The organism is Sphingomonas sp. (genome assembly GCF_050725575.1).
Taxonomy (GTDB): Bacteria; Pseudomonadota; Alphaproteobacteria; order Sphingomonadales; family Sphingomonadaceae; genus Sphingomonas.
This window is the reverse complement of sequence record NZ_JBOHHW010000004.1, coordinates 24,997-44,656: the sequence shown is the minus strand read 5'-3', so window position 1 is coordinate 44,656 and position 19,660 is coordinate 24,997. Positions and strand designations below refer to the sequence as shown.

The 19,660-nt window shown below is 63.1% G+C and carries 15 protein-coding genes and 2 pseudogenes; 7 read left to right on the top strand and 10 right to left on the bottom strand.

The window, feature by feature from the left end; genetic code table 11:
• The first annotated feature begins 82 nt into the window (after positions 1-82).
• From ACRECS_RS04080 to ACRECS_RS04065, 4 genes and pseudogenes are all read left to right on the top strand, one after another.
• Positions 83-1,102, top strand: a pseudogene (locus ACRECS_RS04080) (IS110 family transposase).
• Between the two features lie 319 nt (positions 1,103-1,421).
• Positions 1,422-1,736 carry a hypothetical protein gene (locus ACRECS_RS04075; RefSeq protein WP_431581680.1) on the top strand — a complete coding sequence of 105 codons (315 nt, stop codon included), beginning with the start codon at positions 1,422-1,424 and terminating at the stop codon, positions 1,734-1,736.
• Positions 1,737-2,494: 758 nt separating this feature from the next.
• Positions 2,495-4,765: a TonB-dependent receptor gene (locus ACRECS_RS04070; RefSeq protein WP_431581679.1), complete on the top strand. Its 2,271-nt coding sequence runs from the start codon at positions 2,495-2,497 to the stop codon at positions 4,763-4,765.
• A 417-nt stretch (positions 4,766-5,182) separates the two neighbouring features.
• The gene (locus tag ACRECS_RS04065; protein WP_431581678.1) at positions 5,183-6,898 is read left to right on the top strand and encodes a gamma-glutamyltransferase; all 1,716 of its coding nucleotides are present in this window, start codon (positions 5,183-5,185) and stop codon (positions 6,896-6,898) included.
• Positions 6,899-6,961: 63 nt separating this feature from the next.
• Here ACRECS_RS04065 and ACRECS_RS04060 read toward each other — a convergent pair whose 3' ends face one another.
• Genes ACRECS_RS04060 through ACRECS_RS04020 form a run of 9 tightly spaced genes read right to left on the bottom strand, consistent with a single transcriptional unit; the run spans position 6,962 to position 16,826 of the window.
• Positions 6,962-8,017: a 2-dehydropantoate 2-reductase gene (locus tag ACRECS_RS04060; RefSeq protein ID WP_431581677.1), complete on the bottom strand. Its 1,056-nt coding sequence runs from the start codon at positions 8,015-8,017 to the stop codon at positions 6,962-6,964.
• Positions 8,017-8,808 (bottom strand): aldolase/citrate lyase family protein, encoded by a 792-nt coding sequence (locus ACRECS_RS04055; RefSeq protein ID WP_431581676.1) that lies wholly within the window; start codon positions 8,806-8,808, stop codon positions 8,017-8,019. The genes ACRECS_RS04060 and ACRECS_RS04055 overlap by 1 nt, the downstream gene beginning before the upstream one ends.
• On the bottom strand, positions 8,805-9,611 hold the full coding sequence (gene hpaH, locus ACRECS_RS04050; protein ID WP_431581675.1) for a 2-oxo-hept-4-ene-1,7-dioate hydratase: 807 nt from the start codon (positions 9,609-9,611) through the stop codon (positions 8,805-8,807). Before hpaH ends, ACRECS_RS04055 begins: the two co-directional genes overlap by 4 nt.
• Positions 9,612-9,621: 10 nt before the next feature.
• Complete coding sequence (locus ACRECS_RS04045) at positions 9,622-11,043, bottom strand: FAD-binding oxidoreductase (protein ID WP_431581674.1); 1,422 nt, start codon at positions 11,041-11,043, stop codon at positions 9,622-9,624.
• A complete protein-coding gene (locus ACRECS_RS04040; RefSeq protein WP_431581673.1) occupies positions 11,040-11,948 on the bottom strand; it encodes a fumarylacetoacetate hydrolase family protein in 909 nt (302 codons plus the stop codon). The genes ACRECS_RS04045 and ACRECS_RS04040 overlap by 4 nt, the downstream gene beginning before the upstream one ends.
• Positions 11,945-12,820, bottom strand: a complete 876-nt coding sequence (locus tag ACRECS_RS04035; protein ID WP_431581672.1) for a catechol 1,2-dioxygenase — start codon at positions 12,818-12,820, stop codon at positions 11,945-11,947. Before ACRECS_RS04035 ends, ACRECS_RS04040 begins: the two co-directional genes overlap by 4 nt.
• A gap of 10 nt (positions 12,821-12,830) precedes the next feature.
• Positions 12,831-14,294 carry an aldehyde dehydrogenase family protein gene (locus tag ACRECS_RS04030; protein ID WP_431581671.1) on the bottom strand — a complete coding sequence of 488 codons (1,464 nt, stop codon included), beginning with the start codon at positions 14,292-14,294 and terminating at the stop codon, positions 12,831-12,833.
• Positions 14,291-15,589 (bottom strand): hypothetical protein, encoded by a 1,299-nt coding sequence (locus tag ACRECS_RS04025; protein WP_431581670.1) that lies wholly within the window; start codon positions 15,587-15,589, stop codon positions 14,291-14,293. The genes ACRECS_RS04030 and ACRECS_RS04025 overlap by 4 nt, the downstream gene beginning before the upstream one ends.
• Positions 15,590-15,596: 7 nt before the next feature.
• Complete coding sequence (locus ACRECS_RS04020; protein ID WP_431581669.1) at positions 15,597-16,826, bottom strand: aromatic amino acid transaminase; 1,230 nt, start codon at positions 16,824-16,826, stop codon at positions 15,597-15,599.
• Between the two features lie 93 nt (positions 16,827-16,919).
• Between ACRECS_RS04020 and ACRECS_RS04015 the strand changes: the two genes are divergently transcribed.
• Entirely contained in the window at positions 16,920-17,390 is a 471-nt protein-coding gene (locus tag ACRECS_RS04015; RefSeq protein ID WP_431581835.1) for an Lrp/AsnC family transcriptional regulator, read from the top strand.
• A gap of 120 nt (positions 17,391-17,510) precedes the next feature.
• Here the strand turns inward: ACRECS_RS04015 and ACRECS_RS04010 are convergent, their stop codons facing one another.
• A complete protein-coding gene (locus tag ACRECS_RS04010; RefSeq protein WP_431581668.1) occupies positions 17,511-18,008 on the bottom strand; it encodes an aldehyde dehydrogenase family protein in 498 nt (165 codons plus the stop codon).
• On the opposite strand from ACRECS_RS04010, the pseudogene ACRECS_RS04005 reads away from it, so the two are divergent.
• Both ACRECS_RS04005 and ACRECS_RS04000 read left to right on the top strand, forming a co-directional pair.
• Positions 17,928-18,113 (top strand): annotated as a pseudogene (locus tag ACRECS_RS04005) (IS5/IS1182 family transposase); the annotation flags it as partial. The gene ACRECS_RS04010 and the pseudogene ACRECS_RS04005 sit on opposite strands and share 81 nt — an antisense overlap.
• A 411-nt stretch (positions 18,114-18,524) precedes the next feature.
• Positions 18,525-19,100: a GNAT family N-acetyltransferase gene (locus tag ACRECS_RS04000; protein WP_431581667.1), complete on the top strand. Its 576-nt coding sequence runs from the start codon at positions 18,525-18,527 to the stop codon at positions 19,098-19,100.
• Positions 19,101-19,660 lie beyond the last annotated feature (560 nt).

The following is a 19,660-nucleotide window of genomic DNA, read 5'->3' as shown; positions in this document are numbered from 1 at the left end:
GTGACGTGATGGGGTGGACGACCCCTGCGCCAGCGTAGCTGTGCAATGATGTGGTCGTTGAGCCACGTCTAGGAGTCGATCCATGCAACAAGATGTCTTCACCGTCGGAGTAGATCTGGCGAAGAGTGTGTTTCAGGTCCACGCGATTAGCGCCTATGGCACGGTGTTGATCCGCCGCCAGCTGCGACGCGCGGAGGTGCTGAAGTTTTTCGCGCCCTTGTCGCCATGCCTGGTCGGGATGGAGGCGTGCGCATCGGCGCATCACTGGGGGCGGGAGTTGCTCGCGCTTGGTCATGATGTCCGTTTAATGCCGCCGGTATATGTGAAGCCGTACGTGAAGCGCCGGAAGACCGATGCTGCGGACGCCGAGGCTATCTGCGAAGCGGTGACCCGCCCGACGATGCGCTTCGTGGCGGTGAAGAGCGTCGAGCAGCAAGCGGTGCTGATGCTCCATAAGACCCGTGATCTGTTGAGCCGGCAACGTACCGCACCGATCAACGCGCTGCGGGCTCATCTATCGGAGTATGGCATCGTTGCCAGCAAGGGGCCCGGCGGGGTCACCGCGCTGATGAAGCTTCTCCACGAGGGACAGGAGACGCTGCCAGCGCATGCCCGGTCAGCGCTCCACACCATTGGCGCTCAGCTACGATCGCTGGCAAGCGAGGTCGATCGCCTCGAGACCCAGATCCTCGCCTGGCACCGAGCCAATGACACCAGCCGTCGATTGGCCACGATCCCCGGCATCGGTCCGATCACGGCCTCGGCGATCGCCGCCGCAGTGCCGGATGCTTCGCTGTTCCGGTCCGGCCGCTAGTTCGCAGCGTGGCTAGGCCTGACACCTCGCGCGAACAGCTCTGGCGGCAAGGAGCGGCTCGGCGGCATCAGCAAACAAGGCGACGGATATCTTCGCAAGCTGCTAGTCGTCGGCGCGACTGCGGTGATGCGCATGGCCCGAAAGGACGCGAGCCGCCAGCCTTGGCTAGCGCAGCTTCTCGAGCGCAAGCCAGTGAAGATCGCGACCGTCGGGCTCGCCAATAAGACAGCACGCATCGCCTGGACGGTGATGGTGCGAAACGAGGTCTACGTGGCGGCCGCCGCGTGACCGCTGTCCGCGCTGCTCGCTGAAGCTGGTGGCAGGATGGTGTAGGAGCGGCTGAGTAGTGATGACAAACCGGTCAGACCGGGGATCGACCAAACCCAGGGGAGCAGAGCGCTTCGAGCGCGATGACGTGATTAGGGAATCGATCCGCGGACTTCATCAGGGCCAGCAGCCATGCGGTGCTGCGCGAACAGGCCGAACACATGGATGCACCCGACCGGTGCTCATCGCAGCAAAAAAGCTCTTGCACCGCAGGGGTCGTCCACACATGCTCCCCGGGAATCATGCCATCGGTAAGTTAGCTCGTCAGATGGAGACGAGCATGCGGCGAAGCCGATTCACCGAAGACCCCGGCCATTGGTTCGCGCTCGAATGGCGGCGCAAGCACGGTAATCCGACAGCAACCGAGACCAACGGGATCGTGACCACAGCGACAATTCGTTGGCAGCACATGTCAGCATCGAGGCATTCGATCTGGGCGCTCGGCGACCACGGGATGCTCGCCGCAGCGCTCACGCAGTCCCTGCTCGGGGCGGTGATCAGCTTTTTCGGTACCTTCGGCTTGCGTACTACGATGCTGCCACCGCGGAGGTTGCGACGCTTTCGACCAACAGACAAGCCTGTACGAGCGCATTGATGCATCAATACATTCTAGACAGCAGTCCGAGTCTGGCGGCAGGTGCGTCTTATCATATTGGTTTTACGTTATATTCCATTTACCTTGCAGCGGAAGCATGGTGCTTTGCGTCACCGGTCCTCGCGCATTGACGGCAACAAAATACAGTATAGTATCCTAGCGCCACCACGTGGAGAAAGTCTGGTGTTATGCACGGTGAGGATTTTTCCTATTTGGGGGCGCCATAATGACAAAGGCAGCCCTCGCCACCGTCAGCTTCACGGCGCTGCCTTTGGATCGCCCCGGGTTGGCCCAAGATCAGGCCACAGCGCGCGAGTTGGCATTAGGGGACGTCGGATCGATGACAATATCCGAACACGCTGGGACCCGATGAAGACCGTCTCAACCGTCTCAAAGGCCGCTGTTCCAGCGCGAGTCGAAAATGATCTCGGCGAAAAGTCGCGTCATCCTGGCTCGATTGGCCCGATCTTCCCGGGGGACGGTTCAAAGGGCATTCGACCGCGGCGAGGCACCCGACCTGACCAAGGAGGACATCGCGCGCTTGCTCGAAGGGCTAAGCGCGCATTCAACTTGGATCGGTCCGACCCGGTATCTGCTCAGCGCGAGCGAAGACATCGAAGGCATCATACATGGCCTGCGCTGGAGAAGCGCCCGGATACCACTTGCCTGTAATCATAGCCTCGCCGCCAAGGCCGGCGCTGCTCAGTTTTAAAGGGCACGGTCGAAGGACCGATGCTTGTTTCAAGGGAGGGATGAAAATGAAGAAAATTTCACTTGTGAGAGGCGCATCGGTCGCAACGGTCGCGTCCATGATGCTGATGTCCGCCGCGCATGCGCAGACCGCGCCCGTGGCCGACGCCCAGGAAGCAAACCCACCTTCGAACGATCAACCGGACATCGTCATCACTGCATCAAAGCGCTCCGAGCGGCTTCAGGATGCGCCGCTGGCAGTATCGGTAATAAGCGCCGACATCTTGAAAACGCAAAATGTCCGCTCATTTCAGGATTATGCCAGCCTGATCCCCAATCTCAACCAGGCGCTTGGCTCCGCCGGCGGCACGGGCGTGATCATTCTGCGCGGCCTTTATACCGGTTCGCTGCAGGTGACGAGCACGTCGGCGACCTATCTCGACGAAGCGCCATTCACGCCCAACGGCGCCTATGCGATCGGCGCCTATTCGACGCCCGATCCCGACCTGGTCGATGTCGAACGGATCGAGGTGTTGAAAGGGCCACAGGGCACGCTGTACGGGGCGTCGTCGCTCGGCGGCCTGGTCCGCGTCATCCCGAAAAACGCCGATCCCGCGCAGCGCGGCCTGTCCGGGTCGGTCCAGTTCGGCGGGAGCGTCGCCGAAGGCGGAAACCTGGGCTTTACCGCGCGCGGTTCGGCCTATCTCACGATCGTGCCAGATGTTCTGGCGGTCAGCGCGTCGGGCTTTCGGCGGCGCGATCCCGGCTTCATTACCAACGTTTTTAGCGGCAAGGACAATTACGGCCAGACCGACTCACAGGGCGGCGCGTTTGGTGTCGTCCTCAAGCCGACCGACAGTCTGACGCTGCGCGGGCGATACCTGACGCAGAACACCGACACGATCGGCACGCTGATCCAGGATAACGTCCAGGCGACGGGCACGTCTTCGTTTGGGAAGCGCATGCAGTCCGATCAGGCCGGGGCGCACACCATTGCCGCGCTGCGACTTTACGAAGCGGTGGCGGATTTGAAGACCGACCTTGGCACGGCGACGGTGATTTACAGCCATACGACCAATCGTTTGGATCAGACCAGCGACGGCACCCGGACCTATGGCGCATTGCTGCCGCTCTTCTTGGGCGGTCCGCCGCCGGCCGGGTTTTTCGTGAGATTCGATGTGGCCCCGACCACCAATGCCGATACTGAAGAATTCCGCTTCGCCAGCCGTAAGTTCGGCCCCATCGAATTCCTGCTCGGCTTCTATCACACCTCTCAGCGCAGCCTGTACCGGACGACCGCGACCGATTTCACGGCAACCGGCGCATTGCTGCCGGCACCTTTCGACAATCTCATCAACGCTGACATCTTTGATAATTACAAGGAAACGGCTGGCTTCGGCAATCTGACGGTCTATTTCACTGACGAGATCGATCTGACCGGCGGTATTCGCTACACGTCGAATTCACAGCGTGGACGACAGGTATCGAATGGCCTGCTGCTGGGCAATCCCGGCCCAAAAGTGGACATGCCCTTCACGATCGACGAGAACAAGGTGCTCTACCAGGTCAATCTTCGCTGGCGTCCGACGCCGACGCTCAGCTTGTTCGCGCGCACCGCGACGGGCTATCGCCCCGGCGGCCCCAACATTACGCCGGATCCCAACTTCGCGAGGTTCACAGCCGATACGACAACAGATTATGAATTCGGCGCCAAGGGCTCACTGCTTGATCGACGGCTGACCTACGATCTGTCGCTATATTATATCGACTGGAAAGGCGTACAGCTGACCAGTCTAACGCCTTTGGGGCTCGCGGTGATCACCAATGGCGGTTCCGCCAAGGTCAAGGGTGTAGAGGCACAGGCGTCCTATGCCGTCCCCGGGGGGCTGACGATTGGCGGCTCGTTCGGCTATAACGCTGCCAAGATCCGGCGTATCGACGCCGCACCCGGCGCTTTTCTCGGCGCCCGCGCCGGTGATCGCCTGCCGGGTTCTCCCCGCTACACTTTCGCGGGATACGGCGATTATGCGTTTGAGCTTGGCCAGGACGTGAAGGCCGGCCTTGGCGCAACCGTGCGCTATCAGGACGGTATCACCAGCTCGTTCCCGCTGAGCTTCGCCAATCCCAATTACACGACGCCAGGTTATGCGACATTGGACCTGCGGGCATCGCTGAAGTTCGGGAACTATAGCGTGCAGGCAGCGGTTGCCAACGTCACCGATGCCAATGGCCTCACCGGTTACGCGACTACTCGCCTACTGCCGGGACAGACCAATCCGTCGCAGGCCTATCTGATCCGGCCGCGGACGTTTTCGCTGACCGCATCGGCGAATTTTTAATGGCGCCGGCGGTCGATCAAAAATCGGCGGCCGTGGGACGGCTGAAGGACGCACGATTGGAGTCAACGCCCAAGCCGCGCCGAAGGAAATGAATAGCGGCGCCTTTGGCGGGCATTGCCGAAAGTAGGGAACGAGATCGGGAGGTGAGGCGTCACCGGTGAAAGGCCATCGATGGTTCGTTTGTGGAAAGAGATCGATTCTCGACGAGCTTGTCATGCGCGGTATCCGGTTGATGCAGACATTGCTGCAGCAATTCGCGACTGATCCTATCCGATTACCAAGCGCGATCCCGCCACCGGCAAGCTGAATGCCTATGTCCCTTCGAACGAAACGGTGATTCGGCCACGCAGGTCCACGTTCGCGCTGACAGCGAATTTCTGAAGGCAAACCAATCCTTCTTAGCGAATGGAGTTTCGCATGACCCTTTCCCCGACTGCGTGGCCGACAGCCGAACGCGAACGCTGGTGGCACCTTGAGGGCCAGCGCAAGCCCGGCAATCCTACCGCCACGGGCCGCAATGGCATCGTCACCACTGCACATCATGCGCTGCCCGCGCGCATCGGGCTCGAGGCGCTCAAGCAGGGCGGATCCGCGGCCGACGCTACGGCGGCGGCGGCGATGGCGCAAATCGTGCTCGGCGCCGGGGCGGTCATCAGCTTCTTCGGCATCTTCGGCCTCGCTTATCATGTTGCGGCGAGCGGCGAAGTGGCGACACTCAGCGCCGGGTGGAAGACGTGTCTCGGTGAAACCGATCCGTTGTCGATCCCCGGCAAGATGGCGGGAATACGCACCGCTGAAGAGGCTCTGATCACAGGTGGTGGCAGCGAACCGACCGGACGCGCTGCGCTTGTCGGCGGCTTCTTCCGTGCGCTCGACGCGATGCTGACGCGATACGGCAAGTTGCCCCGCGCGGAGATCTTCGCGCCCGCAATCGAGCTTGCCGAAGATGGTTTCGCGGTTGGCGAGGAGCTTGACTATTATATCGCGCTGCGTGGAGACGACTTGCGTCGGCTCCCCGAAACGGCGGCGATATTCGTGCGGCCCGACGGAGCCCTCTACAGCAAGGGCGATCATTTTCGCCAGATCGCGCTGGCGGCGACGCTCCGAGGCGTCGCCGAATATGGGTCTTGTTGGATGTACGAGGGCGAATGGGCAAAGCGCGCCGCCCAAGCTGTCCAGCGCGACGGCGGGACAATGACCGCCGAAGACATCGCAAGCTATGCGGTCGAATGGCACGCTCCGATTACCGTCTCGCGCGGCGGTTACGATATCGCATTGCTGGGCGGCCCGGAGGCCGGCGCGGGCTCCACCAACCTCATCGAGGCGCTTCACCTCGCCGACGCCGCAGGAATCAAGGCGAAGGGGCATTGGACCCGCTCGCCCGAAAGCTTTCGTGACATCAACCTCATCACCAACAACATAATGTTGTCCGGCTTTCCTGGGATAGAGGCCGTGCCGGGGTTTGAGAACATCAGTTTCGATCCCGAGGTCCGCCGGACCCGGTCCCATGCCGACACATTATGGCAAGCGATAAACGGCGCAGGCAGCTTCATGCAACCGCGCGCTGGCGGTCATTCCGACACCGTCACCGCGATTGACCAATGGGGCAATATCGCCGCGCTCTGCCATTCCTCGAACTGCGTGTGCTGGGGCAAGACGACGATCGTTGTCGACGGCGTGAGCATCGTCGATTCCGCGGCCATCCAACAACCTCTGGTGGCGGCGGCGGGACCTGGCGGATACACCGTGTTGCCGCTTGAGGTAGGGATCATGCTGAAGGACGGTGTCGGGGTGAGCGGCTTCGCGTCGAAGAACATGGGCTTGCATCAGAAGACCGTACAGTGCGTGCTCAATATGACCGATTTCGGCATGAACGCGGTCGATGCCGCCAATGCACCGGCGGTCGGGCTGTTCGCGATGGACGCTGACGATCCGACCCCGCAGGCGCGTGTCGTCGAGGGCGACTTTGATCCCGCGCTGCTCGCCGCGAGCGGGCTGAGTGTGCATCAGGCGGCGAAGGACGACGCCTGGCTCGCCGAGGGTCACTGGGTTCCGGCCAGCCGCGATCCTGTGACAGGCGAGCTCAGCGCTACCTCGCCGGAACATGCGAGCGGTCAGGCAGCGGCCTTTTGATGATGAGATTTCGCCCAGCGACAAGGCACTCGAATGGTTTCAGGCGGTCCATAGATGATCCCTTCATTCGGTGTTTTTCAATTGCTCATCGGTTGAGATGATCGGCGCGGTCGGGGCCTTGTCTGCGCTGGCTCTCGAGGATCGCGGATAGAGATCCTTGGTTTGAGCGAACAATCGCGTCAGGCCAAGTAAGGCGTCGATGTTCGGCGTGTCCATCGCAAGCATCCGCGCAATTTCGCGCGGCGCGGCGATAAGCTGGTCGATTTCGAGCGGCCGGCCAGCTTCGGCATCCTGCAGCATTGAGGTCTTAAATGCGCCCAATTGTCGCGTGACGGCATTGCGATCTTCCCCGCGTTCTGGGATCGCGCAGCCGATGCGCGCGCCGATGGCTTGTGCCTCGGCCATAGCGCGTAGCGCGAACGCGGCGACGAGCGGATCGTCGAGCACCTTGTCGCAGGTCGCGGCGGTGATCGCCGAAATGGGGTTCATCGTCATGTTGCCCCATAATTTGTACCAGATATCGTAGCGGATGCGGTCGCTGCGCTCGACGTCGAACCCTGCGGCGATGAGGGCGTCCGCGACCGCGTCGAGCCGGGGCGACGCCGCGCCGGAGGGTTCGCCAAGGATCAGGCGGTTGCCGGCCTTGTGGATGACGTTGCCCGGTCCACGCAGCGTCGCGGCAGCATGGACGACGCAGCCGAGCACCCGATCGAGCGGGATGGCGGAGGTGATCGCACCATCGGGATCGACCGAGGCGAGCGGCGTTGTGCTCAGTTCGCCGCCGCCGCCGAGCAGGAACCACCACGGCACGCCGTTCATCGCCGGGACGACGATTGTATCGGCACCGACCAGCGGCGTCAGCGTCCGCGCGAGGGCAGGAAGCGCTGGCCCCTTAACCGTGACAAACACGACATCCTGCGGTCCCAGCGCCTCTGCACGCTCGCTCGCCCGCACCTTGACGTCGAGCGTTTCACCGCCGATTTCCAGCCGCCACGCGCGGTCCGACAGCGCGGCGAGTGTGTCGCCACGGGCAAGCACGCTAACCGCGTGGCCCGAACGCGCCAGCCTTACCCCCAGCCAGCCACCGATGGCACCCGCGCCGACGATTCCGATCTTCATCACGTCATTCCTTCAATAGCCACCACTCCGCCCGCGCCGCGCGCGAGTTCGACGCTGCCCTTGGCGAGCAGTCCGACATCGGTGCCGACGGCGATGAACGAGCAGCCGGCGCGGGCGGTGCGCGCGATGGTGTCGACGTCGAGCGCGAGCGTTCCCGCCGCCTTGCCCGCCGCCACGATCCGCGCTATGACAGAGTCGATCACCGCCGCCATCTCGGGATGCAACGGCTGCCCCCGATAGCCCATGGCAGCCGACAGGTCGGCAGCGCCGACGAACACGCCGTCGACCCCGTCGACCGCCAGAATCGCGTCGAGATCGCTGAGCCCCGCCGTCGTTTCGATCTGTACCAGCAGGCAAATCTCAGCATCTGCTGCGTCGAGATAGTCTAGCGTCCGGTTCCACCGCGCCGCGCGCGCGAGGCCCGTGCCGATGCCGCGCACGCCGGCGGGCGGATAGCGCGTCGCGCGCACCAGTATCCGCGCCTGCTCGGCACTCTCGACGAACGGGATCAGCAATGTCTGGAAACCTATGTCGAGATATTGCTTGATCAGCGCAGTTTCGCCGACCGGCAGCCGCGCCACCGGATGCACCGGGTACGGCGCCACCGCCTGAAGCTGAGCGAGCATCGTCGGGATCGTGTTGGGGGCATGTTCGCCGTCGAACAGGAGCCAGTCGAACCCGGCGCCCGCGCAAATCTCGGCGGTATAGGGGTTGGCGAGCGCCTGCCACAGCCCGATCTGCCGTCGGCCCGCGCGCAGCGTCGCCTTGAATGGGTTGGCGAGCGGCGTCATGCGAAGCGCGCCGCGATCATGCCGAGCGACCCGTAATCGGCAAGAAAATCGTCGCCGCGCGCGACCGTCACCGGCGCGGTGAACGATCCGCCGAGCACGATCTGCCCTGCCTCCAGCGCTACGCCGTGGGGCGCAAGTTTGTTGGCGAGCCAAGCGACGCCGTTGCCGGGATGCTCGAGCACAGCGGCGGCGACCCCCGATTCCTCAATCCCGCCATTGCGCCGCAGGATTGCCGATGCCCAGGGCCAGTCATGCGCGTCGGGCGGAGTGTGGATGTCGCCGACGATGATCGCGGCGTTGGCTGCATTGTCGGCGATCGTGTCGAACACTTTACGCGTCATCCCGCTCGCCGCGTCGATCCGGTCGATCCGCGCGTCGATCAGCTCGAGCGCGGGGACGACATAGGCGGTCGCCGCCAGCACCTGTTCGAGCGTCACACCCGGCCCCGCAAGTGCCTCGCGCAGCACAAAGGCGAGTTCGACCTCGATGCGCGGCTCGATGAAGCGATCGAACGGCAGCGTATCGCCGGTCGTGAACAGCATGTCGTCGAGCAGCACGCCGTAATCGGGTTCGGTAATGCTGGTGGCGCGCTGCATCGCGCGGCTGGTCAGCCCGATCTTATGGCCGATCACGTGGCGTCCGGCAGCGGTCTTGCGCGCGACCCATGCTTTCTGCACCGCATAGCCATCGTCGATCGTCATGTCGGGATGCGCCAGCGAGAACTGCCGCAACTGCGTGCACGATCGCTCGGCGTCATCGAGCCGGCGAGCGAGCGTGTCGATAATGTCGCGGGGAAGTGCCATGATCGCCCTTTCACCCTGCGGTGTCAGGTAGGGCAAGCAGCTTGCCGGGGTTCATGATGCCGAGCGGATCGAGGGCTTGCTTGATCGCGCGCATCAGCGCGTCTTCCACAGGCGACCGGAACCGCGCCGCCTCGTCGCGGCGCAGCACGCCGAGCCCATGTTCGGCCGAAATAGACCCGCCGTGCGCGCGCACCAGATCGTGGACGAGCGCGTTGATCGCGTCCTGCCGGGCGAGGAACGCCGCCTGGTCGGCGCCGGGCGACGCTGAGAAGTTATAGTGGAGATTGCCGTCGCCCAGATGTCCGAAAGTAACGAAGCGCAGATCGGGCCAGCGCGACGCCACCGCTGCGTCGCATTCAATGAGGAAGTCGGCGATGCGCGAGATCGGCACCGCGAGGTCGTGCTTGATGGTCTTGCCTGCGGCACCCTGCGCCTCCGAGATGCCTTCGCGCAGGCCCCAAAAGGCGCGCGACTGGGCGATCGAGCCGGCGATCGCGGCGTCGAGGATCAACGCCTCAACATGCGCCGCCGCGAGCAGCGTTTCGAGATCGGCGCGCGCGGCGTCTTCGCTGCGCTGGTCGGTCAATTCGATCAGGAGGTACCAGGGCGCCCGCGTTTCGAGTGGGCGGCGAGCAGCGGCGACATGTTCGAGCACGACGGCCAAGCATGTTTCCGACAGCAGTTCGAACGCGGTGACCGCTGTATCTAGCGCGGCGCGTGCGCGGGCGAACAACGCAAGCGCCGCCCCGGGCGAGGCCACCGCGACGAATGCCGCCACTTTCGCGCGCGGCTTCGGGAACAGCTTCAGCACCGCACCGGTGATGACCCCTAGCGTCCCTTCCGAGCCGATGAATAGATCGCGTAAGTCATAGCCGCTATTATCCTTGCGCAAGCCCAGCAGCCCGTCCCAGATGTCGCCCGATGCGGTGACGACTTCGATTCCGAGGCATAGCGCGCGCGCAGAGCCATAACGCAGTACCGACGTGCCGCCGGCATTGGCCGCGAGATTGCCGCCGATCGTGCAGGTCCCTCCGGCGGCGAGGCTCAGCGGAAACAGCCGGTCGTTCGCGTCCGCTGTCTCCTGCACGTGTTGCAGGATACACCCGGCGTCGAGGGTGATCGTGTCGTTGACGGTGTCGACCCCGCGCACACGGTTGAGCCGCGCAAGCGACAGCACGATCGCAGTGCCGCTGTCGTCCGGGGTCGCGCCGCCCGACAAGCCAGTGTTGCCGCCCTGCGGCACAACGGCCACGCGATGCGCGGCGCACCAGCGCACGACACGCGCAACATCGTTCGGGGTGTCGGGCTGCGCCACGGCGCGCGCGCGGCCGGTCCACAGTCCGCGCCAGTCGGTCAGGAACGGCACCATGTCCTCGGCGTCAGTCAAAAGTCGCCCCGAAAAGGCTGTCGCCAAATAGTCGATCGCGATCATTCCCCGTTCCGGATCGCTGCCTCGCGATAATTCGCGACCAGATCGGGGCGCACGCGCTCGTCGAAGCCCAATGCGACGCGACGCACTTCGGGGGTGTCCATCGGGGGATGGCCGATCCCCTCGGCGCGGGGCTTCGGCCCGGCGACGACGCGATTCCTCAGCCGCCCGATATTGCTGATCTCGACTTCGATCGTGTCGCCGGGATCGAGCGAGCGCGAATGCTGAGGCGTGCCGGTCAGGAGGATGTCGCCGGGCAGCAGCGTGATATAGCGCGCAATGTCGGCGATCATGTAATCGGGACCCCAGATCATCTCTTCCCCAATCCGCGCCTCCTGCACCAGCAGGCCGTTGCGATACGCCCGTAGCGTTTCGTTACGCGGGTCGATGCCCGAGACGATGCCGGGTCCGATTGGGCAGAAGCCGTCCATGCCCTTCACGCGCAGCATCGAACCCTGATCGGTGTCGCGGAAATCCTGCGCGCCCATGTCGAGCGCGGGCGCGAAGCCGGCGATATGGTCCCACGCCTCGTCGGGCGTGACGTTGCGCGCGAGCTTGCCGATGACGACCGCGAATTCGCCCTCGTAGTTTAGGTAGGCGACGCCATCGGGTTTCACCAGTTCGCCTTCATGGCCGTTCAGCGACGTGATCGGCTTGGTGAAATAGGTCGGCGTCTCGGTCGGTTTGGGGTTGTCGCGGCTCTCGATCCCACGCGAGGCATAAGAAAGGTGGACCGCGATGATCTTGCTCGGCGGGACCGCGAGCGGCGGCAGGTGGACGAGATCGCGCGGATCGACGCTGCGGCCATCGTCGAGATGCAGCATGTCGCCCGTCATCGTCCCCCAACACGCGCTGCCCCTAACAATAACCTGACGCCGCTCGATCCGAGGTCCGTCGAGAACGCTCATCGCGCCTCTCCCGCGTCAACGTCGAACCAGATATGGACATTGCCCGTCCCGCGCGCATTCTCATATTCGGACAGCACTTCGCCCTTGGCGCGGCATTCAGCGCCGCCCAACGCGCCAACCATCTGCAGGTAATGGCCGCCAAGCCCCTCCCAAGGAATCTTGCGGTAGACACTCGGAAAGCGTTTGACGATCAGGTCGTGACGGCCCTGTTCGAACAGCGCGATTGCCTCGCGGTCGCTCGTCGCGTTGGCGGGATCGGAGATGTTCTCGGGATCATAGATGCGCGGATTTCTTTGTCGCCAGTCGATCTCGACGAACTTGTGGCTGAGCGCACCCGAGGCGAGCAGTACAACCCTGAGGCCCGACCGGCTGATCGCCTCGCCGAGCACCGCGCCCATCTCGAGAAAACGTTCGGTCTGGCAGTTCTGGCAATTGCCGACCGTGACGACGCGCTCACCCCGGATCAGCTTGTTCACGACGTTGATCGTCGCATAGTGCCTCGGCAGCGCGGGATCGTCGATCGCCAGCGTCATCACGCCGCGTTCCTCGGCGACCTCTTGGCATAACCGCGCGAGCGCGGGCTCGCCGCGATAGTCATAGGCCTGGCCGTTGAGATACCAGGGCATCTCGTCGGAGATGTACGATCCCGAGTAACGCGCGCCGGCATCGACCAGATGATAACCAGTGGTCAACCAGTGCGTATCAAGAATCACCACCGCATCGGGCCGCACCGCATCAAGCTTCTCGCGCAACCGCGCGAACCCGGCAATCAGGTCCGAATCCGCGCCGTTGCCCATGCGGATGCGGAAATCCTGATCCTGCATCAGCCCCGGATGATGCGACACCAGCGCCGCGCCGACGATCTGACCCATACCGATGCCCTCACCGATGCGCGAAACTGGGGACGAAGGGTTTGGCGGGCACCATCACGTCCTTAACGTCGCAGAAGAAATCGAAGCTCCAGTCGCCGCCCTCGCGCCCAATACCGGATTGGCCGCGCCCGCCGAACGGCGCGGCGAGATCGCGGATGCCGAAGCTGTTGACCCAGATGAAGCCGGTGCGCACTTGTTCCGCCACCGAGGTCGCATGCACGGTCTCACCGAAGCACACGCCGCCCAGGCCGTAGCGGGTGCTGTTGGCGAGCGCGATTGCCTCGGCATCGTCGCCGAAGGTCTGGAGGACGAGGACGGGGCCGAACACCTCCTCCTGCACGATCTCGGCGTCGTTCGCCACGTCGGTCAGCATCGTCGGCTGGAAATAGAGCGGCCCGAATGGGTGAGCTTCACCTCCCCACAACACCGTCGCGCCGCCCACGATCGCGCGCTCGACATAACTCTTCACCCGCTCGAATTGGCGCGGGTGGATGATTGGGCCGACCTCGGTCGCCGGATCGCGCGGATCGCCGATGACGAGCTTGTCGACGACTGAGCGCATCTTTTCCACGAACGCATCGCGGATATCGGCATGGACCAGGAAGCGCGTGCCCGCCAGACACACTTGGCTTGCATTGCGATACATCAGCGCGCCCGTCGCCGCCGCTTGGTCGAGATCGGCGTCGGCCAGCACGATGAACGGCGATTTGCCGCCAAGCTCTAGGCTGCACGGCACCAGATTATGCGCCGCGACCCCGGCAATGAGGCGCGCGGTCGCCGCCGACCCGGTGAACGAGATCCGCGCCAGCCGCGGATCGGCAACGAGCGCGGCACCGGTGGTCGCACCTGGCCCATGCACCATGTTGAACACCCCCGGCGGCAGTCCGGCAGCGGCCGCCGCCTCGGCGAGCAGCGCACACGACAAGGGCGCCCATTCGGGCGGCTTGATAACGATCGTGTTGCCGCTCGCGAGCGCCGGTCCCGCCTTCCACGTCGTCAGCATCAGCGGCGAGTTCCACGGCGTGATGATCGCGCACACGCCCGCCGGATCGTGGCGGATATGGTGCGTCGCCTGCGGCGTCTGGATTACCCGGTCCCGGAGCGTCAGCGCGGCCTCGGCGAACCAGGTGATGTTGAGCATCGCGCGCGGGACGATACCGTGCTGCATCCGCGCGAGCAGCACGCCGGCGTCGTTCGCCTCGGCGATGGCGAGCGCGTCGGCACGCTTGCCGATCTCCTCGGCGAATCGCTTCAGATAAGGCAGCCTCCCTTCCGCACCCAGCGCCGCCCAAGCCGGGAATGCCCGCGTGGCGGCGGAGACGGCGGCGTCGACATGCTCTTCGTCGCCGGTCGCCATCGCCCCGAGCGGTGCTTGATCCACCGGACAGAAGATATCGAACGTCGCGTCGCCAGCGACGTATTCGCCATCTATGAAATGCGCCCTCTGAATCTCAACCGAGAAGGGCGCGCTCATGTCGTGGGCACCGTTAAGTCAGCTCGACGATTGTCCGTCTTGAATGGGGAAGGCGCGACGGTGACGCGGATCGTCTTCTGGCGCGTCCAAGGCTCGCCCCAGACTAGCGTCAATTCGGTGCCCGGCTCCGCATAATCCACGTCGATCACGACGTGGCTCAGCATCTTGCGGAAATAGTAGCTGTAGCCGCGCGAGGTGGCAACGCCGACCAGCCGCTCACCGTCCATTACTTTGCTCGCGTACATCACGTTCCACTGGTGGCGCGGGAACTCCATGTACTCGTAGGGCACGTCATTTTCGAACAGCGAGGCAAACACCTCAATCACATCATCCCTGTTCCACACGAGCGTGCGGCGGACGCGCTTGATGTCGGCCATTTCGGCTTCGAGCGCGGCGCGGCCATAGAATTCATGATCGAACTTGATCGACTTCTGCCAGCCGAGCTCGATGGGCGAGCGATACCAGTCCCTCGGATCATTACTTTCGAAGCTGCCCTTCACCTTCTGCGTGCGCGCGAAGCTGCGGAACCAGTCGGGCGACCCATAGGCGGGCATCCGACCGGCATGGAGTGCGTAGAACTCGGCCTCGGGCGTGTCTTCAATCGCGGGAAGATAGTCATGCGTCACGGTCGGGAACGCGGCTTCGAGATGATTGATCATCGCGGTGCGCGAGCCAAGCCGCCGGATGCCGAACTCGGCGCCCGCGTCGAGGATCGCGGCGCGCACTGCTTCCGCCTTGTCGCGCGGTCCCTGCAGTTCAAAGCCGATCTCGCCCGCCATACCTTGGCGTAAAAAGATCAACTCCGCTCCGGCGACGGCACCCCCACGGAAGCGCATAAAACCGATATTGCTGAGCGGGCCACCAGCCGCCTTTTCGCAGACTGCCAGCGCGTTTGGACCGGACACCTGGAGCTTGAACTTGTCTAGCTTTATGGTCGCCTTCGCCGCATAGCCGCCCTTCTCGAGCCGATAGGCGAGCCACAGTACCGCAGGGCCGCGCGACTGGAACTCTAACTCCTCCTCGCCCAGCCGCTGGAGCACACCCTCGCCGATCACCCTGCCGGCAAGGTTGCAGAACACTGCGTGCTTGGCCTGGCCGACGTCAAACTTGGCCAAGCTGTTGATCGCGTGATCGGAAAAGAAGCGCTGCGCATCGGGGCCGCTCAGGTGAAACTCGTCGAGATAGCTCCAGTCGCCGATATAGCAGGTCTGCTTCCACGACATGTTCTCGTCGCGCCAGTCGGTATATTCGAGCGTGCCCCATGAGGTGGACGTGTCGGCATTCTCGCGCAGCAAGGCGACATCATTCATGACTGGCTCCTGCTGGAATATGAGCGAGCACCGCGCGCGCGAACGGCTCAATCTGCGCAGGAACGAGCCCTGCGATGTTGATACGCCCGGGTGCGGCCATGTAGACCGCGCTGTCCACAGCCAGCGCCGCCACCGCCGCGTCGCCGAGCGGTAGAGTCGAGAAGATGCCGCGCTGCGCCGCGATCGACGCGAGACGTGGATCGATTGCGGCGAGACATGCGCGCACGTCAGCGAGCCGGATGCGCATGTCGTCGAGTTCCGCCGACCAAGACCGGCGTAAGTCGTCGTCTTGCAGAACCAGCCGCACCACCGCTGCGCCGTGATCTGGCGGCATTGACCAGAGCGAGCGCGCCAGTGTCAGCAAATTGGCTTGGTATATTTCGGCACTTGCGGCGTCGCCGGCCTTGACGAACAGTGCGCCAACACGGTCTCGATAAAGGCCAAAATTTTTGTCGCACGAATAGGTAACGATCGCATCATCGACCGTCGCGACGAGCAGCCGCAGCCCCGCCGCGTCCGCATCCACGCCGTCGCCCAGCCCCTGATAGGCGAAGTCGATGATCGGCAGCAGATGACGTTGACGGCAGACAACGGCAAGCGCACGCCACTGGTCGAGCGAAAAGTCGATGCCGGTGGGATTGTGACAGGCCCCATGGAGCAGCACCGCGTCGCCCGCTTCAGCCCGCTCGAACGCCGCCAGCATCTCATCGAAGCACAAGGTTTGTGTATATAAATCGCAGTGCCGATGCGTCACGACGGTCGCGCCGACCGTTTTGAGGATCGAATGATGAACCGGCCAGGTTGGTAGCGCGACATGAACGCGTGCGCCTGGACTGGCCGCCATCAGAAGATCGAATGCCAAACGTAACGCCCCAGTGCCCCCGGGCGTCTGCACTCCGGCCGTGACATTGCGCGACACGGCGTCGCCATACACCAACGCGTGAACGAGATCGACGAAAACCGTATCGCCGGCAGCGCCGAGATATGACTTCGATTCCTGCGTGTCGCTCAGGCGCCGTTCCGCCTCCTTCACCGCCGCGAAGACCGGGGTCTGTCCGGCGGCGTCGCGATAGACCCCGACACCGACATCGATCTTGTGCGCTCGCGGATCCGTGCGATGCGCGCCGATGAGCTTCAGAAGCGAGTCCGGCTGCTGCTCACGCAGTGACGCAAGTACTCCCGTCGCCGCGCTGGCGAACCGATCAATGACACTGCTTTCCATATCGTCAAAATTGCATATTTGCGTGAAATATGCTTATCAGATTTGAAATCTCCGAGCGCTTTGTGCAATATGTACGCGAGAAATAGGTGCCAGTTGAAACGAACAGTTCAAATCGACGATATCGACCGGCGAATCACGCGGGCACTGCAGGGTGACGCTACATTGTCCAGTGTCGACCTAGCGAACATCGCCGGAGCTTCGGCGGCTTCGTGCTGGCGTCGGGTCAAGGCGCTTGAGGCGAACGGCGTGCTCGGCCGCGCCGTGCGGCTGATCGATCCGGCCCTGATGGGCAAGGGCGTTACCGTTTTCTGCCATGTTCGCCTGAAATCGCATGGAGAAAGTTCGGAGGCCGAGTTCCGCACCTTTGTCGACGGGCGGAGCGAGATCATGGAATGCTATTCGATTTCGGGAGAGTGGGATTTTATGCTTCGTATCATTGTCGGGGATGTCGAAGATTACGAGCATTTCCTGATGCGAACTTTACTCAAACAGGCTGTCGTTGCGACTGCTTCGTCGCTTTTCGCGCTCCGTCAGATCAAATACACGACCGAAATCCCACTTTAGCGTCTGAAGTGTTCCTTCCTATTTAGCGCTTCACGAATTCATCGCCCTACAAGATCACATGCAACGTGTCGCCGCCCTTGTTGAGCACAGCGGCGCGGATGATCCGAGCGTTGTTCGAGGTCACTTGGCACAAGAGCTCATAGTTGGAAAAGATAGGGCTTCGGAGCGCGAACTCTTCATGCTGGAAGCGCTCCATCTTGCCGAGCAGGTCGCCACTAGACTAGCCCGCACTATGGGCCAGCGGCGCATCGGGATCGATCGTACGTCGACCCGGCGGCCGCCGTGGACACGTGCACCCGCCGCGCGCGCGGCTTCGAGCGCATTTTCCATCGCCGCAAAGGCATCTCCATCGATCAGCGGACCGACGAGCGTCTCGGGCGCGCTCGGATCGCCGATGGCAATCGCCTTGTAAACCGACACCAGCTTGGGGATCAGCCGGTCGTAAACCTCCTCATGCACGATCAGCCGCCGCAAGTTGGTGCAGCGCTGTCCGGCGGTGTGCGCGGGGCATGGGCCTGCGTCAAACCCATGCTCAATCGCAAACGCATCCCCGCGTTCAGCCCGTCCCTCTACCGATATCGCAACCTCGTCGAGCGCTTCTTCAACAAGCTCAAACACCGTGCCGTCGCAACCCGATACGACAAACGCGACGACAACTTCCTCGCCTCCGTCCAACTCGCTTCAATCCGGATTTGGTTGCGACATAACGAGTCGGTGACCTAGGCCGGTCTGCTGGAGCGCGATGTGCCCGATTAGTGCATAGTCGCTTTCCTTGGGCTGGCGGTTTAGATAGTCCGCCAGCACGTCTACCATTGGAGACTTCTTGGTGGTTCCCGATGAGCCCATGCCTGACGATTCCTACTCTGAGGCGCAGACCGCCGCCCGCATGGAGGCGGCTTTAAAACGCGCGCTTGCCACCCCCCACAAGCCGCACAAGGCTAGCGGGAAGAAGCGAGTCGAGTCTCAGTCGAAATAGCGCTTTCGGCGTTTGCCAATCGTTCGGGGGATTTTCGCTAACTTAGGCGGCGAGTCAATCAATCCGCCGATAGGTCAGACGGTTGCCAACCCGACCCGCAGGCGGTTACCTCGACCACCTCGCTCGATGCGATCCGCGCCGTCGAAGGAGGCCGATAGATGTCCGCAACGCTGACTGCCATGAAACTGTCCAACGCTTACGCCACACTTGAACCGGTCGAGGAACGGCATCGTACGTCGCTTGCGGTGGCGGGGGCGCACCCCGCGATCTGGACGCTGCAGCCGTTCAACATCGCCGAGGGGTTTGACGCCTATTTCGACTGGCTGCTCGGCGAACGCGCTGCCGGGCGCTGGATGCCATTCGTCGTCTTTAACCCTGAGGGTGTGGTCGTTGGGCAAAGCTGTTATCTCGACATCCGCCTCGAAGATGACGGCATCGAGATTGGCGGAACGTGGTATTCCCCGATCGCGCAGGGGACAACGATAAACCCGGCAGCAAAACTCCTCTTGCTGGATCACGCCTTTGCGAGCGGCTTGGTTCGCGTCCAGTTCAAGACCGACGAGCGCAACGCACGCTCGCGCGCCGCCATATCCAAGCTCGGCGCGAGCTTCGAGGGAACGTTCCGCAAGCATAAGCGGCGCCCGGACGGTTCTTGGCGAAATACCGTCTTCTATTCGATCACCGAAGACGACTGGCCCGCTGCGCGCGAACGGCTGATCGGGCGCCTGGAATAGGGTCGTGGTAGCGCCTTGCGTAAGGCACGATCGAATTCTTGCTGGATGCCAAGATGAGGGCCGAGTATGCTTCAGCCGTAGCAGGAAGGCTTTTCTTTCAAATTTCGACTCGATTGATCGCTAGCATGATCAAGATGATTTGGATAATATTCTCGCGCAGTTCCGGCGGATCGAGGACTTCCGTTTCGTTTCCGAGACGCAGTAGATCGTGAGTCGCGCGGTCGAGCGTTCCGCTGACACGAACAATGATGTTCGCCAGCCTGCGGCGTCCGGCTCTGCCGATGCTGTCTGCCCTGAGGTTCGCGGGCTCAGCAAGTCCACCAATTTCGCACCGCGAGCGAGGCCCGCAGCGTCGCGCGATGCGGATGGAGTTTGGCCTCAAGCTGCCGGGTCGCTGCCTACCAGTAGGTCAGCAGGTCGAAGTCAGTCGGCCGATCGAAGAGTTCACCGAGAACCGTGCAGTCGATTAAGCGCGCCACCCGGTTAGATGTTCAGTCCCGGCATTTGAGGCTGAATGTTACACCATCAATGCCGGGACTAAACACACGCGAAATCCCTCA

Excerpts from the sequence above, each read along its gene's own strand:
- ACRECS_RS04075 (WP_431581680.1), top strand. The coding sequence starts at position 1,422 with ATGCGGCGAAGCCGATTCACCGAAGACCCCGGCCATTGGTTCGCGCTC.
- ACRECS_RS04070 (WP_431581679.1), top strand. The coding sequence starts at position 2,495 with ATGAAGAAAATTTCACTTGTGAGAGGCGCATCGGTCGCAACGGTCGCG.
- ACRECS_RS04065 (WP_431581678.1), top strand. The coding sequence starts at position 5,183 with ATGACCCTTTCCCCGACTGCGTGGCCGACAGCCGAACGCGAACGCTGG.
- ACRECS_RS04060 (WP_431581677.1), bottom strand. The coding sequence starts at position 8,017 with ATGAAGATCGGAATCGTCGGCGCGGGTGCCATCGGTGGCTGGCTGGGG.
- ACRECS_RS04055 (WP_431581676.1), bottom strand. The coding sequence starts at position 8,808 with ATGACGCCGCTCGCCAACCCATTCAAGGCGACGCTGCGCGCGGGCCGA.
- hpaH (WP_431581675.1), bottom strand. The coding sequence starts at position 9,611 with ATGGCACTTCCCCGCGACATTATCGACACGCTCGCTCGCCGGCTCGAT.
- ACRECS_RS04045 (WP_431581674.1), bottom strand. The coding sequence starts at position 11,043 with ATGATCGCGATCGACTATTTGGCGACAGCCTTTTCGGGGCGACTTTTG.
- ACRECS_RS04040 (WP_431581673.1), bottom strand. The coding sequence starts at position 11,948 with ATGAGCGTTCTCGACGGACCTCGGATCGAGCGGCGTCAGGTTATTGTT.
- ACRECS_RS04035 (WP_431581672.1), bottom strand. The coding sequence starts at position 12,820 with ATGGGTCAGATCGTCGGCGCGGCGCTGGTGTCGCATCATCCGGGGCTG.
- ACRECS_RS04030 (WP_431581671.1), bottom strand. The coding sequence starts at position 14,294 with ATGAGCGCGCCCTTCTCGGTTGAGATTCAGAGGGCGCATTTCATAGAT.
- ACRECS_RS04020 (WP_431581669.1), bottom strand. The coding sequence starts at position 16,826 with ATGGAAAGCAGTGTCATTGATCGGTTCGCCAGCGCGGCGACGGGAGTA.
- ACRECS_RS04000 (WP_431581667.1), top strand. The coding sequence starts at position 18,525 with ATGTCCGCAACGCTGACTGCCATGAAACTGTCCAACGCTTACGCCACA.